General features: G+C 65.7%; 15 protein-coding genes. 4 read left to right on the top strand and 11 right to left on the bottom strand.

Annotation, left to right across the window (positions count from 1 at the left end):
* A partial coding sequence (locus IQ292_RS17730; RefSeq protein ID WP_238941209.1) for a hypothetical protein occupies nt 1-180 on the bottom strand: 180 nt, incomplete at its 3' end.
* A 360-nt stretch (nt 181-540) separates the two neighbouring features.
* On the opposite strand from IQ292_RS17730, the gene IQ292_RS17020 reads away from it, so the two are divergent.
* Nucleotides 541-831 carry a hypothetical protein gene (locus tag IQ292_RS17020; RefSeq protein WP_126053690.1) on the top strand — a complete coding sequence of 97 codons (291 nt, stop codon included), beginning with the start codon at nt 541-543 and terminating at the stop codon, nt 829-831.
* 218 nt (nt 832-1,049) lie between these two features.
* Here IQ292_RS17020 and IQ292_RS17025 read toward each other — a convergent pair whose 3' ends face one another.
* The 3 genes from IQ292_RS17025 to IQ292_RS17035 form a co-directional block, all read right to left on the bottom strand.
* Entirely contained in the window at nt 1,050-1,391 is a 342-nt protein-coding gene (locus IQ292_RS17025) for a hypothetical protein (RefSeq protein WP_203311527.1), read from the bottom strand.
* Between the two features lie 164 nt (nt 1,392-1,555).
* Nucleotides 1,556-1,969 carry a hypothetical protein gene (locus tag IQ292_RS17030; RefSeq protein WP_203311528.1) on the bottom strand — a complete coding sequence of 138 codons (414 nt, stop codon included), beginning with the start codon at nt 1,967-1,969 and terminating at the stop codon, nt 1,556-1,558.
* 41 nt (nt 1,970-2,010) lie between these two features.
* Nucleotides 2,011-2,937: an alpha/beta hydrolase family protein gene (locus IQ292_RS17035; protein ID WP_465270264.1), complete on the bottom strand. Its 927-nt coding sequence runs from the start codon at nt 2,935-2,937 to the stop codon at nt 2,011-2,013.
* 80 nt (nt 2,938-3,017) lie between these two features.
* Here IQ292_RS17035 and IQ292_RS17040 point away from each other — a divergent pair, with 80 nt between their 5' ends.
* Nucleotides 3,018-3,515, top strand: coding sequence for a phospholipase D-like domain-containing protein (locus IQ292_RS17040; RefSeq protein ID WP_203311530.1), 498 nt, complete (start codon nt 3,018-3,020; stop codon nt 3,513-3,515).
* A gap of 27 nt (nt 3,516-3,542) precedes the next feature.
* On the top strand, nt 3,543-3,968 hold the full coding sequence (locus tag IQ292_RS17045; protein ID WP_203311531.1) for a hypothetical protein: 426 nt from the start codon (nt 3,543-3,545) through the stop codon (nt 3,966-3,968).
* On the opposite strand, the gene IQ292_RS17050 is transcribed toward IQ292_RS17045, so the two are convergent.
* The 4 genes from IQ292_RS17050 to IQ292_RS17065 form a co-directional block, all read right to left on the bottom strand.
* Nucleotides 3,965-4,930, bottom strand: a complete 966-nt coding sequence (locus IQ292_RS17050) for a Dyp-type peroxidase (protein WP_203311532.1) — start codon at nt 4,928-4,930, stop codon at nt 3,965-3,967. The genes IQ292_RS17045 and IQ292_RS17050 overlap by 4 nt on opposite strands.
* Before the next feature lie 25 nt (nt 4,931-4,955).
* Nucleotides 4,956-5,144 (bottom strand): hypothetical protein, encoded by a 189-nt coding sequence (locus IQ292_RS17055; protein ID WP_203311533.1) that lies wholly within the window; start codon nt 5,142-5,144, stop codon nt 4,956-4,958.
* A 114-nt stretch (nt 5,145-5,258) separates the two neighbouring features.
* On the bottom strand, nt 5,259-6,728 hold the full coding sequence (locus tag IQ292_RS17060; protein ID WP_203311534.1) for an aldehyde dehydrogenase family protein: 1,470 nt from the start codon (nt 6,726-6,728) through the stop codon (nt 5,259-5,261).
* Nucleotides 6,729-6,868: 140 nt separating this feature from the next.
* A complete protein-coding gene (locus tag IQ292_RS17065; protein ID WP_203311535.1) occupies nt 6,869-7,771 on the bottom strand; it encodes a LysR family transcriptional regulator in 903 nt (300 codons plus the stop codon).
* Nucleotides 7,772-7,925: 154 nt separating this feature from the next.
* On the opposite strand from IQ292_RS17065, the gene IQ292_RS17070 reads away from it, so the two are divergent.
* Nucleotides 7,926-8,855, top strand: a complete 930-nt coding sequence (locus IQ292_RS17070; RefSeq protein WP_203311536.1) for a LysR substrate-binding domain-containing protein — start codon at nt 7,926-7,928, stop codon at nt 8,853-8,855.
* On the opposite strand, the gene IQ292_RS17075 is transcribed toward IQ292_RS17070, so the two are convergent.
* The 3 genes from IQ292_RS17075 to IQ292_RS17085 form a co-directional block, all read right to left on the bottom strand.
* Complete coding sequence (locus IQ292_RS17075) at nt 8,852-10,888, bottom strand: TonB-dependent receptor (RefSeq protein ID WP_338057653.1); 2,037 nt, start codon at nt 10,886-10,888, stop codon at nt 8,852-8,854. The two genes, IQ292_RS17070 and IQ292_RS17075, sit on opposite strands and share 4 nt — an antisense overlap.
* Nucleotides 10,889-11,224: 336 nt before the next feature.
* On the bottom strand, nt 11,225-12,121 hold the full coding sequence (locus IQ292_RS17080; RefSeq protein ID WP_203311537.1) for an SDR family oxidoreductase: 897 nt from the start codon (nt 12,119-12,121) through the stop codon (nt 11,225-11,227).
* 13 nt (nt 12,122-12,134) lie between these two features.
* Complete coding sequence (locus tag IQ292_RS17085) at nt 12,135-13,280, bottom strand: acyl-CoA dehydrogenase family protein (protein ID WP_203311538.1); 1,146 nt, start codon at nt 13,278-13,280, stop codon at nt 12,135-12,137.
* Nucleotides 13,281-13,288: the final 8 nt, after the last annotated feature.

The following is a 13,288-nucleotide window of genomic DNA, read 5'->3' on the forward strand; positions in this document are numbered from 1 at the left end:
CAAACGGGAATGTGCATCTGTGAAGTTAACGTTGCGGATGTCCGCGGCGCCACTATCGTGCTGGCCTGGCTTGCCTGATCGCTGAGCGTGGGTGATGACCGATCCGTTTGCATCCCGGATGGCAGACCTTGATGCGCTTGTGAGGAACTGCGTCAATGCGGGAGTGTTCGGATCGGGCATTGTCCGCGACACCTCCAACAGGACCGGGCGCGACTGGCCCTGGTGGAGCGTTCAGGTTGAACACACCAAGGTGGACGGGGCGGAGAGGCGTCGGAAAACGGCGGAGATCAGGCTCAATTCGCCAGCGCCCGGTGTTCCGTCCGCATTCAAGGGCAATTGGATTGCCCGCATCTGGTGCGGAGAAAACAGCGATCGCTTCACTGCCCGTGGCGATCGGTGCATACCCTGGACGATGCCTTCGGCGGAGAATTCGAGCGGGTTGTCGCGGAACTGCTGCGCGAGGCAGACGATGCACTTGCCAAGGCCGATTGCCGGGATCGTGGATGACCTGGCAGAGTGCCGCAGAAGGGATGTATTTCGATGAAAGCAGGGATGTGCGGTATCGCCGCGGCAACAGCGTTGTTTCTGGCGCTGCCCGCGGCCGCGCAAGTGCAATATGATACCACGCAGCTCGATCAGCGAGCTGACGTCGAACGCAACCGCATCCTTTTGAACTCGACAGTGGGAAAGAAGCAGCGCGCTGCCGCCAGTCGCGATAGCGTTGCTCAAAAGCAGGCCTGTGCCAGTCGCACGCGTTTTCGCCGCGAATATGGACCCGACAATCCCAAGCTGAAGCGTCTAGAGACGCTCTGCAAACAGGCAGGCTATTGATGCCAGGCAAAGCGGATCAACACATACGTCAGAAAATCGTCGTCATGATGCGGCCGCGATCGATTACCGTAAGGGATGCGATCCGCGCCGGCTCCTAAATCGGACAAGGATTTGCTGGAAAGCCCTACTTTCCCGATTAGAAACGGCGGGCGAGACGGCCGGAGCCGTCTCGCTGGGGATCGAATATCGGGAAAGGCGACCTGACCAACGAGCAAGACTTACCCGGCATTGCGGCGCAAAGTCTTCTCGATCAACCAAAAGTGCAGAAGCTGCACCGCGACAAGTGTGACACCGGTTCCGACCAGAACGGGGAATACAAGTGCCTCCTGCCCGGCTCGGGCAGGAACATTCAACGCCATGAGTACCTGAAAGCCAAGAACGCCGATTGACAAGATCGGTATGAAGGCAAGCGCGACAGATCGGGGCGCGGACCAGTTTACTGCCCCTGTGATCCCCCACTGCATGGGAAGTCGACTTTCATTACGAAAGCGTATGTTCGCGCGGTAAGCTAAGGCGGAAAGTATCACGACAAAGACTGCCGAAACGACCAGCATACCCATAGACCGGCTCCTTCACGGGTCGTCGTAGCATATTACCGACACAACGTCTCGCCTTCCCGATTGGGAACGGGCGGCGAGACAGCCGAGGCGTTCCCATTGGGATGGTTGATCGGGAAAGAGAACCCGTTCCCGAAACTCACCCAAACACGCTGTTGTGGGAACGGCTAACGCAACGGCGCTTTGGCTTCGGGGCCTTCGAACCAGCGGTTTATATCGTCGGGCGATGTGACCGCCGCCTGGTTGAACACGAAACGTGCGTTCGGGTAAGCGGCGTGGAGTAGGTTCACCAGCCCCTCGAACAGCAGCGTGTTGTCGGCGACGAGCCGCACCCCCGCGCCGATCAGCAGGGCGTCGAACGGTCCCTGTTCCACGGCCCTGCCGACGACATCCTCGGGCGTATCGCCGTTCCTGATGAGGACGTTGACGACCTCGAAGCCCGCCTGGCGCAGCATGGCGACGTTGCCGTCGTTCGCCTGCCGCAGCTTGTCCTCAGTCAACCCCTCGAATCGCTTGAACTCGGGCGTATCGAAATCGACGCGCTCCGGATGAAGGCCGGTTTGCAGGACGCGAATGGTCATGGCGGTTCTCTCCCGATGCTGGCGGTACGGAAAGCGCTAGCTTAGGCCAGTCCGACCGGCGGCTCGTCGGACCAGAGCTGGTCGACGCCGAGCGGCGCGCCATGCTGGTGGACGCGGGCTTCGCCCCAAGGCTCTGAGTGCATCTGCCCCAGCGTATCGACGACGTTGTAGGTCGACTCCAGCGGCTTGCCCGCGGCGCGGTCGGCGAGCCAGTCGGCGATCAGCGGGAAGAACGGCGTGCCGAGCTGCGATGAGCGCGAGCCGCCCATGCCGTGCTCCTCGCCAGCATACATCACCAGCGTCTTGGGCCCCGGGACGTTGTTCAGATGCTCGATCGTGCAGGCCGCATCGGTCAGCGAGTCGTCCTCGCCCGACATGACGAAACACGGCATCTTGAGCTCGCGGCTGATCCGGAACACGTCCATCCGGTCCATGATCCGCTCCAGCGCCTCCTCGTCGGCGGAGCCCGTCATGTACATGAAGCGCTGCCGGAACGTGGGCGCCGCCATCTGGAAGATCGCCCAGTTGCGCGGCTGGAAGTTGGTGTACATCACCGCCAGTGCCGCGAAGCGCGGCTCCGCCGCCGCCATCTGCGTCGCCCAGAAACTACCGAACGACAGGCCCCACATCATGATCCGCTCGGGGTCCACCTCCGGCCGAGCCGCCGCGGCGTCGAACGCGCTCGTGCCCAGCGCGCCCTGACGGTCGGGATCGTACCAGATGCCGCGGGTGAGGCACGTGCCCTGGCCGGGGCCGTCGAGCATCAGAATCGCAAAGCCGCGGCGCAGGAAGCGGTCGGCCGAGCCGCCGATCTGCAACTCCTTGAACGCGTCCATGCCGCTGACCATGACGAGGCAGGGCAGCTTAGTGCCCTCGGCATAGCCGGGGGGCAGGTGGAACCAGCCGGGCACGGTGGTATCGCCGAACCGCACCTCGACCGCCTCGACCCGGTGGTCGGCGTGCGGAATGTAAGCCGCCGCCGTCGCCGCTGCCCGACGGCTTTCCGGCCATCGCGGTCGGGACGGGGCCTCTGTCGTCGCGCGGGACCATGACCGATCTGTTCGTCGCCGTGCTGGCGGCTGCGCGCGAGACGGTGACGATCACCACGCCCTATTTCGCCCCCGATCCGCCGCTGATCGGCGCAATCGTGGCGGCGGCGCGGCGGGGGGTCGCGCTGCGTATCATCTTCCCCCGCCGCAACGACAACCGCATCGTCGGCGCGATCAGCCGAGCCTATTACCCGGTGCTGGCGAAGGCCGGCGTGCGCATCTTCGAATATCGCGGCGGCCTGCTCCACGCCAAGACGCTGATCGCCGACGGATCGCTCGGGCTGGTCGGTTCCGCCAACATGGACCGCCGCAGCCTCGACCTCAATTTCGAGAACAACATCCTGTTCGATTCAACCGACCTCGCCGAACGGGTCGCCGCGCATCAGCGCGCGTGGCTCGCGGATGCGATCGAGATCGACCACGGCGGCATCGCGGCGCGTTCGCTGCCGCGACGGTTCGTCGATAATCTGCTGACGATGATCGCGGCGGTGTTCTGACGTGGCGGGTGCAAGAGAGACCGGTCGATGGTGAACGTAACGGCGATCGTCGCGGCGCTGGTGGGATCGCTGGCGGGCGGCGTGGGGCATTACCTGCTCGCCCGGCGCTCGTCGCGTCAAACGCGGCGCGCGATGATGACCGGCCTGGTCGCCGAGGTCGCCGTGCTTCGCCATCTGCTCGACCTGCAGTTCGGCAAGGCCGGCACAGCGGACGGCCCCATCGCGATCTTTCCGCTCACCTATCACGGCGAACTGGCGGCGGTTTACGACGCGCTGAGCGCGCATCTGGGCAGTCTCGACGAACAGGATGCCGAGCGGATCGTGCGCTTTCACACGCTGTGCAAGACCATCATCGGGATGGCGGACACGACAGGTGCGCCGCCCGTCGCGCCAGCACTGATCGCCGAAACCCTGACGCTAGGCGAGGCGATCGTCGCCGACCATCGCGGTTAGCCGCCGCACAGCCCGGTGAGGACACGCCGCGACGGCGCGAAGAATGTCGTCCCCGTCTTCGGCGTGGAAAAGTCCAGCAGCCGGTCATGGCGGCCGGGCGGATCGCCGACGAACATCCGCTCGAGCATCTTCTCGATCACCCAAAGGCGTCGCGAATAGCCGATGAAATAGGTGCCGAACTCGCCGCGCGCGGGATCGCCGTACGGCATGTTGTCGCGCAGGATGTCGTGCTCGGTGCCATCCTCATCGACGATCGTGCTGAGGGTCTTGTGCGATTTCTGCGCGTCCGCGCCGGCATCGGGGAGCTCGACGTTATCGACCTTGGTCCGGCCGATGATCTCTTCCTGTGCGCTTGCTCCCGCCGCGTTCCAGCCCGTCATGTCGTGCAGGTATTTCTGCACCACGACATAGCTGCCGCCGGCGAAATCCGGGTCTTCCTCGCCTACCAGCGCGGCGGCCGGAATGTCGTGACCGGCGGGATTGGCGGTGCCATCGACGAAACCGAGCAGGTCGCGTGCGTCGAAATAGCGGAACCCGGACACAGCATCCACGACCCGCACCGCCTCACCGAGCGCCGCCAGCAGCAGCCGTTCGAACTCGAAACACAGATCGACCCGCTCAGCGCGGATATGGAACAACAGATCGCCCGGCGTGGCGGGAGCCTGATGCTTGGCGCCCACGATCGGTTTGAACGGATGCAGCTCCGCCGGCATCTGTGCGGTCTTCGCAAGTCGCCTCCAGATGTCATGGCCCACGCCGACCACGCACGACAACCGGCCGGCCAGATCGCGAAAGCCCACCGTCTTGATGAGGTCGTCGACCGTCGCCAGCGTCTCGCGCACGTGCGCCAGCGCCCGATCGTCCGGCTCGACCGCCACCACGAGGAACACTGCCGCCTGCGACAGCGGCGCCTCGACGCTCTGCGCGTCGATCGGCACACGCTCCCAGGTCTGTCCGGTCATCGTTCGTCCATTCGTCGCTTGTGTGTCAGGACAAGGCGCTGGCGGCATCGTCGATCAGGCCCGTCACCGCGTCGCGCCGAAAGGCCAGCGAAGCATGGCTCGCGTCGAGGCGGATGGTCTTGCGCGCGTCCATCCGGCCCGACATTTCCGGGTTGGCCCAAGGCGCCGCTTCGCCCCGGAAGCCGTGAGCGGGAACGATTGCCGGTTTCGCCATGTGACGTCTCCCGAATATGCCGCGCGTGCGCCATTGCCTTGAGGGCCGGTATCGATCCCGCCATGCGCGTTGGCAAGAGATGCGCCGGCGCGGAAGGGGTCGCAAGCGTTCGAGCTATTCCCCGAACGGATAGCGCGGTGCCTGCGTTCCTTCGATCGTGATCCACTGGATCTCGGTCAGTTCCTCCAGCCCGACCATCGCACCCGATCGACCGTAGCCGCTGTCCTTCACGCCGCCGAACGGCGCCTGCGCTTCGTCGTCGAGCGTCACCGCGTTGATGTGCGCCATGCCGGTGTCGAGCCGCTTCGCCATGTCGAGTGCCAACGTCACGTCGCGGCTGAAGATCGCGCCGGTCAGGCCGTAATCGTTGTCGTTGGCGACGCGCAGCGCCTCCTCCGCGCTATCGACCGTGACGATCGAGGCGAACGGACCGAACGATTCCTCGCGGAAGACGCGCATGTCCGCGGTCACGCCGGCCAGCACGGTGGCGGCGAAGCAGCGGCCCTGCACGGTGCCGCCGGCGAGCAGCCCGGCACCCTTGGCCACCGCGTCGTCGACCAGCCCGGTCAGGTGCCCGACCGACGCATCGTTGATGACGGGGCCGAGGATGGTGTCGCTCGCGCGCGGGTCGCCGACCTTGAGCTTCTTTGCCGCGGCCGCCAGCCGGCGGGTGAACTCCTCGGCGATGGGACGCTCGACGATGATCCGCTCGGTCGACATGCAGCCCTGGCCCGAATTGGCGAACGAGCCGAACACCGCGGCATTGACCGCGCGATCGAGGTCGGCGTCCTTCAGGACGATGAACGGCGCCTTGCCGCCCAGTTCCAGCACCACCCGCTTCAGATATTTCGCCGCTTTCTCCGCGATGATCTTGCCGACCCTGGTCGATCCCGTGAAGTGGATGCGCCGCACGGCCGGGTGCGCGATCAGCGCATCGACGATCGCCGGCCCGTCCTTGGGCGCGTTGGTGATGAAATTGACGACGCCGGCCGGGAAGCCCGCATCCTCGAAGCACTGGGCGACCAGGCCGTGGGTGCGCGGGGTCTGCTCCGACGCCTTGATGACGACGGTGTTGCCGAGGATCAGTGCGGCGGGGACCGAGGCGGCCATCAGGAGAACCGGCGCGTTCCACGGCACGATGCTGACCACGACGCCGGCCGGCTTGCGGATCGCGACGCTGGTGCGGTTCGTATTTTCCGACGGGATCACCTCGCCGGTCAGCCCCTCATAGGCGGCGCCGGCGGCGTAGCGCAGCTTCTCCTCCATGATCCGGGCATTGTATTCGCCCCAGGCGGCCGGGCCGCCCATCTCGGCGGTGACGGCGGCGCTGATCTCGTCCTTGCGCGCTTCCAGCGCGTCGGCGGCGGCGAGCAGATAGGCGCGGCGCCGGCTGGGCGGCAGCGCGGCCCAGCCGGCGAACGCCTTGTGCGCGGCGTCGGCGGCGCGATCGACATCCGCGACGGTCGCGGCGGCGGCACGGGTCGCCGGTTCGCCCGAATAGGGGTCAAGCGATTCATAGGTCGCGCCGTCCGACGCCGGCGTCCATGCGCCAGCGATCAGCAGCTGTTGGTGGTTGATGGCCATGAAACCGTTTCCTTCCGTCTGGCGGACGCCGTCGATCGAACCGATCGGATCCTGCCGTGACGAAGGAAATACTGTTCCCCGCCTTCGCGATAAACCGGCGGACGAAAAACGCACTGTTATTGATGCCAGAAACAATCCGGTCAGAGGTAGGGCTGCATCGTGGTTTCGACCCAGACCAGAAACGCGCGCATCTTGGCCGACAGATTGCGGCGGTGGGCCACCACGAACCAGACCGGCAACGGTTCCGGCGGATAGGCAGACAGGATTTCGACCATCTCGCCACTGTCGAAGAGCGGCTGCATCGCTGCGAGACCCGCCTGGATCAGCCCGATGCCCGCCAGCCCGGCGGCATGATACGTCTGGACATTGTTGACGCTGACGTCACCCGGCAGGCCGAGGGTCGCATAGCCGTCGCCGTCGGGATATTCCCAACCGAAGCTCCTCGTCCCCAGAGCTGGTGCATAATGCACGATCCGATGGCCCTGACGGACGAGATCGTCCGGCGTCAGGGGTGTGCCATATCGCGCGAGATAGGCGGGACTGGCGGCGTTCACCATGCGCAGCGCGCCGAGCGGCCGTGCGATCAGATTGTCGTCGCCGATCGTCCCGACCCGCAACACGCCATCGAACCCTTCCTGCACGATATCGACGCGCCGATCGGTGCTGGATATTTCAAGTTCCAGTCCGGGATGGGCGGCGAGCAGCGCCGGCAGCGCCGGGATCAGCATCGCGCGGGCCAGTTCGGTCGGCACATCGACGCGCAACCGGCCGCGCACCGTGCCGCCGTGCTGCGTGAACATGGCGTCCAGACCTTCCGCCTCGGCGAGCAATTCCATGGCACGCGCATGGAAAGCGCGACCGTCGTCGGTCAGATGAACCGCACGCGTGGTGCGATGGAGCAACCGGACGCCGACCGTCGCTTCCAGGTCACGCACCGCGGTGGACACACGCCCCTTGTGCATTCCGAGGCTTTCGGCGGCCCTGGTGAAGCTCGCCATATCGGCGACGCGGGCGAAGATGATGAGCGGGGTCAGATCGCGCATCACGCCAGTCTAAGGCAATCCCGCGGCGTGGCCATGTTCCGATCATCCCGGGCACCGGCCTGGGGCGCGGCGTTGCACGGCGACGACGCTTCGGGGCGCCGGCCACGGTGTCGACCTGTTGCGCGACGAGACGGGGCCGGCGTAGAATCCGTCCGTGCTGGATTCCCGTCTGAGATATGCGGTGGCCGTGGCCCGCGTCGGGTCTTTCTCGGGTGCGTCCAAGGCGGTCGGGGTTACGCAGTCGGCGATCACCAAGAGCGTCGCCGATCTGGAGCAGCAACTCGGCTTCGCGATCTTCAACCGGACGTCGCGCGGCGTGGCGATGACGCCGGAGGGTCGCGATTTCATCGACCGGGCGGCACGGCTGCTGGCGGATGCCGCAGACCTGTTCGGCGAGCGCGACCGGGGCGCCGACCCGTTCGCGGGGCAGCTTCGCATCGGCCTTTTCCCCGGATCGATCGACTGGCTGATGACGGGGCCGGCGATCGCGCTCCTGAAACGACATGCCGGCGTGCGCTTCGAAACCGTCTCCGGTAACAGCGAGCGGGCGGTGCAGTTGCTGTCGCGCGGTGACATCGACGTCGCATTCGGGCTGGAGGCCGCGTTTTCCGGCTGGCCGCAGTTCAAGTGCGATCGCATCGCGACGATCGAGATCCTTCCGTTCGTGCGCAGGGAGCACCCGATCCTGACAAGGCATTCGATCGACAAGCGGGCGCTGACGCAGTTCGATTTCGTCGTGCCGTCGTCGTCCGAACCCTATACGCCGATCATCCAGCAACTCTACGAGCAGGACGGTCAGCGCCCGGAGGATCGGGTGCACATGACCGACTATTTCCCGCTGGCGCGGCAGATCGTCGCCGCGACCGACACCGTCGGGCTGGTGGCCAAAGCCTTCACCGCCGGCCGCTGGTTCCGCGATGGGTTCGTCGCGCTGCCCGATACCGGACTGCTGGAGCCGCTGGTGCTGGCCTATGCCGCCCGCGCGCGCTGGCCGATCAAGCCGGCAGCGCGGGATCTGATCGCCCGCGTCCGCGAGGCCTGGACGCCGGCGCCGCGGAGCGAGGCGCCGGCGACGAACGGCTAGAAGTTCAGCGCGAACTCGCCGCCGATGACCCTCCCCTTGTTAAGCGGCGACAGGCTGGCGCCCGGTCCGCCGAACGCGACGGTGAGCGGCGTATCGCCACCATAAGTCACTTCGTTCAGCAAGTTGCGGGCGTAGGCCGAGAGGCGCCATTTGCGGCTCGCGGCGTTATAGGTGAGGCTCGCATCGAGCATGTCCGCAGCAGGCAGAAAGCCGACATTGTTGTCGGTGAACCGGGCGGTGTCGCGATGGGTGAAATCCACGCGTGCGGTCGCGCTCCCCAGCGCGCCCAGCGCCTGATCGTAGGTCAGCCCGGCGCCATAAGTCCAGGGTGACAGCCGCGGCAGCTTCAGGTCGCGATCGATGCCGTTGATGACGCCGTCGCCGCTGATGTCGAAGCGGACGTTGCGATACTGGCCGTGAACATAGCCGAGCTGCCCGGACAGGACGAGGTTGGGCAGGATGAAGAACTGACCCTCCGCCTCCACGCCCTGGATCGTCGCGTCGGCGGTGTTGCGGATCACCTGGCTGACGCCCAGCGGGCCGGGCAGGTTGATCTCGCGCTGGAGGTCCTTCATCCGGTTATGAAAGGCTGCCAGGTTCAGCCGGCTGCGTCCGAACTGCTTCTTCGTCCCGATCTCGAAACTGTCCTGGACCTCCTGATCGAAGGGGCCGGGCGGCACGCCAAGATCGGTGTTGCGCAGGTTATAGCCACCGCTGCGGAAGCCACGCGTATACAAGCCATAGACCTGCGTCTGGTCATCGGGCTTCCATTGCAGCCCGACCTTCGGTGTGAAGCTCTTCCAGTCGTTGCTGTCGACGAAGTTCGTCGCGCAGCGCAGCGTGTCGAGGTCGCAGCCGTCGGCACGCAGGGTCGAGATGCGCACGGCCTTGCGCTCCCAGCTATAGCGACCACCGAGATTGAACGTCAGCGTGTCCGCGAAATGCCAGTCGGCGGACGCAAAGATGCCCCATGTCGTCTGGTCCTGAGTCCCGCCCCCCGAAACGATGCGGCTGTTGCCGAGAAGGTTGCGCCGCTCGGCATAGGCCAGATCCTGTGTAAAATAATACAGGCCGGTCGTCACTTCCACAGAGCCGAACTTACCGGCATAGCGCAGCTCGTTACTGAGCTGTTTCTGAGCGATGTTGAAGAAACCGTTGAAGAATGACTGCGGCGTGCCATCGATGTCGGTCGCGGTTCTCGAGCGGAACTGGCGGTAGCCCGAGATGTTCGTGATGACACCGTCGCCAAAGCCGACATCGACATTGGTTTCGACGATCGCCTGGTTCCAGATCGCCTTGTAGAAGCCCGGAAAATCAATCGACAGCGCGAACGTGTCACGCGGGAGTACCGCGTGACTCTGGACCGGCGCCCCGTCTCCATCGACGTCGCCGTGTTCGTAGCGGATGTCCATGCGGAAATCGTCCCCGCCTTTGACGGAGAGCGCGGGGCGGACAATGATGTCGCGCGACCTGCCAAAACTCCGACCGTCGAAGCGATTACGGAACCAGCCGTCGTCGTCGCTGTAATAGACCGCCAGCTTGGCCGCCAGCACGTCGTCGATCAGCGGCCCCGTCACCATACCGCTGACGGTCTTCTTCAGGCCGGTCTCGACCGAAGCCTTGGCGTTGGCGCGGAACGTGAAGCTCGGACGTGTCGTACGCATCACCACCGCGCCGCCCGTCACGTTGCGGCCGAACAGCAGCCCCTGCGGTCCGCGCAACACCTCCACCCCCTCGAGGTCGAAGTTATCGAGCACGACGCCCGCGTTGATGCCCAGATAGATGCCGTCGACGAAGACGCCGACGGTGGGATCAATAGACGGGATGGTGCTGTTGATGCCGAGACCGCGAATGGTGAAATTGGCATATCCCGGCGCGGTCCCAACGCCGTCGAGCTGCACGTTGGGCACGTCGTAGCTGAGGCTCTGAAGGTTCTGGACGAACTTCGCGTCGAGCTGAGCCTCGCCGAACGCCGTCACCGCGACCGGCACGTTCTGCACGCTCTCCCCATAACCCTTCTTGGTGGCGGTCACGACGATGTCTTCGGACAGTGCTTCGGTGGCGCTCGATGCAGGCGCTGCGGTTCCCGCCGGTGCAGGCGTCCGGGCCGCCGGTGGCGCGGGAGCATCGGCCCCGGTCTGCGCAGGCGCTTGCCCCTGTGGTCCGGCTTCGGCGGCAGTCGGTGCCGGCGCCTCTTGCGCATGTGCCGGCCCTGCCGAAACCAAGGCGGCAGACGTCAGCAGCCAGTATTTCATAGCCCCTCTCCATATTGTCTGTATTTTTGTCGAGGCAGGATCACCTGCCTCGTGCGCGCCGTCCAATTCAATGCGCGGGCGATCTATTCCCTCGGCTCATGTCCTGGATCGTCGTCATGCCGTCCGCTGAACGGCGGTCAGGCTTTCGTTCATCGTGGTTGGGTGCTCGGCGTCGGTAAAGTCGGTGATCCCGGCCCAGTGACGCGCCACATCGTCGGGTGTGAAATCGGTCGTGCCACCGAAACGATGGCCGTGCGAACGCTCCCAGCGCAGCTTCGCGATATAGCCGGCACCGACCTCGAACAGGCCCTTGGTTTCCGCGCAGGCCTCATGTGCCAGCCAGCCGACCAGCGGGCTGATCGCTTCGGGTCGCAGACGATCGAGCAGTTCCTTCGGGAACACCGTCTCGGTCATCCGCGACGCCGCGATCGGCGCGATCGTGTTGACATGGATGTTTTTGGCTCGCCCCTCCTCCGCCAGCGCGTTGGCGAGGCCGACGATGCCGAGCTTCGCCGCCGCATAGTTCGCCTGGCCGAAATTGCCGTAGATGCCCGCCGCCGAGGTGGTCATCACGATCCGGCCATAGCCCTTCTCGCGCAGCACCGGCCACGCCGCCCGGGTGACGGCGCACGTGCCGTTCAGGTGGATGTCCTGCAGCAGCTCCCAGTCCTGATCGGTCATCTTGTGGAAGCTGACGTCGCGCAGGATGCCGGCGTTGTTGACGACGACATCGACCGTGCCGAACGCGTCGAGCGCGGTCGCGACGACACGCGCGCCATCGGTGACGGAATCGTGGTTCGCGACCGCCTCTCCCCCGGCGGCGCGGATTTCCTCCACCACCTTGTCGGCGGCGGCGGACGAACCTCCGCCGCCGGTTTGTCCCCCGCCCAGATCGTTGACGACGACGCGCGCACCCCGCGCGCCGAACATCAGCGCATGCTGGCGCCCCAGCCCGCCGCCCGCCCCGGTGACGATCACGACGCGGCCGTCGTAGCGAAGTTCTTCGGTCATGATCGTGCTCCCGTCAGCGGAACGCGCCGACGCCGGTCAGCGCGCGCGAGATGATGAGCTTCTGGATCTCGGTCGTGCCGTCGGGGATCGGGCAGATGATCGCCTCCCGCACCAGCCGCTCGACGATGAACTCGCGCGTCACGCCGTTGCCGCCGTGGATCTGGAGCGCGTCGCGGGTCACGCCGATCGCCATTTCGGTCGCATACCATTTGGCCATGGCGCATTCGGTTTCCGCACGGACGCCGGCATCGACCAGCGAGATCGCGCGGTGCGTCAGCAGCCGCGCGGCGTCGATCTGCGTCGCCATGGTGGCGAGCTTCTCGGCGATGAGCTGATGCCCGGCGATCTTGCGGCCATGCTGCGTGCGCTCCTTCGCGTAGGCGATCGCCTCGTCCAGCGCGCGACGGGCGATGCCGATGCTCCACATCGCCATGTGGCAGCGCGCGATCTCGAACACCTTCAGCGTGTTGCGCAGCCCGTCGCCGGGCTGGCCCAGCATGTTGCCGACCGGCACGCGGCAGTCGGTGAGGAAGATCTGCGCGGTCGACTGGCCGTTCAGCGCCATCTTCTCGATGTCGCGCACCTCGTACGGGCTTTCGGCGCGGTCGATCAGGATATGGCTGATCTCGTTTTCGCCGGTGCGGCAGGTGCAGACGAGCACGTCCGAATAGGCGCCGTTGGTGATCCACGTCTTCTCGCCGTTGATGACCCAATGGTCGCCGTCGCGCACCGCGCGCGTCTTCACGGCCGCCACGTCCGAGCCGACATCGGGTTCGGAAATGCCCATCGAGACGAACAGCTCGCCCGCGATCAGGCCGGGCAGGTAGCGCCGCTGGAGTTCGGGCGAGGCGCTGCGCCGGATCAGCTCGGCACCGACCGCGTTGATGAAGCCCGGAATGGCGACGTCGAGCGAGGAATAGACGATTTCCTCGAAGATCATGAGATGCGTCAGCCACCCCATGTCGAGGCCGCCCCATTCCTCGTCGTGCGGCGCCGCGATGTGGCCGAACCGGGTCAGCTCGCCGGTCCATCGCCGCATCAGGTCGCGCGGGATGAAGCCGGGGCCATGCGCGCGGATCTCGGGTTCGAGCTTGTCGTCGAGGAAGCGGCGGACGCTCTCGACGGCCATCCGCTGTTCGTCACCGGGCAGGAAATCCATGCTCTTCG

It is taken from the genome of Sphingomonas beigongshangi, from assembly GCF_016820445.1.
GTDB lineage: Bacteria > Pseudomonadota > Alphaproteobacteria > Sphingomonadales > Sphingomonadaceae > Sphingomonas > Sphingomonas beigongshangi.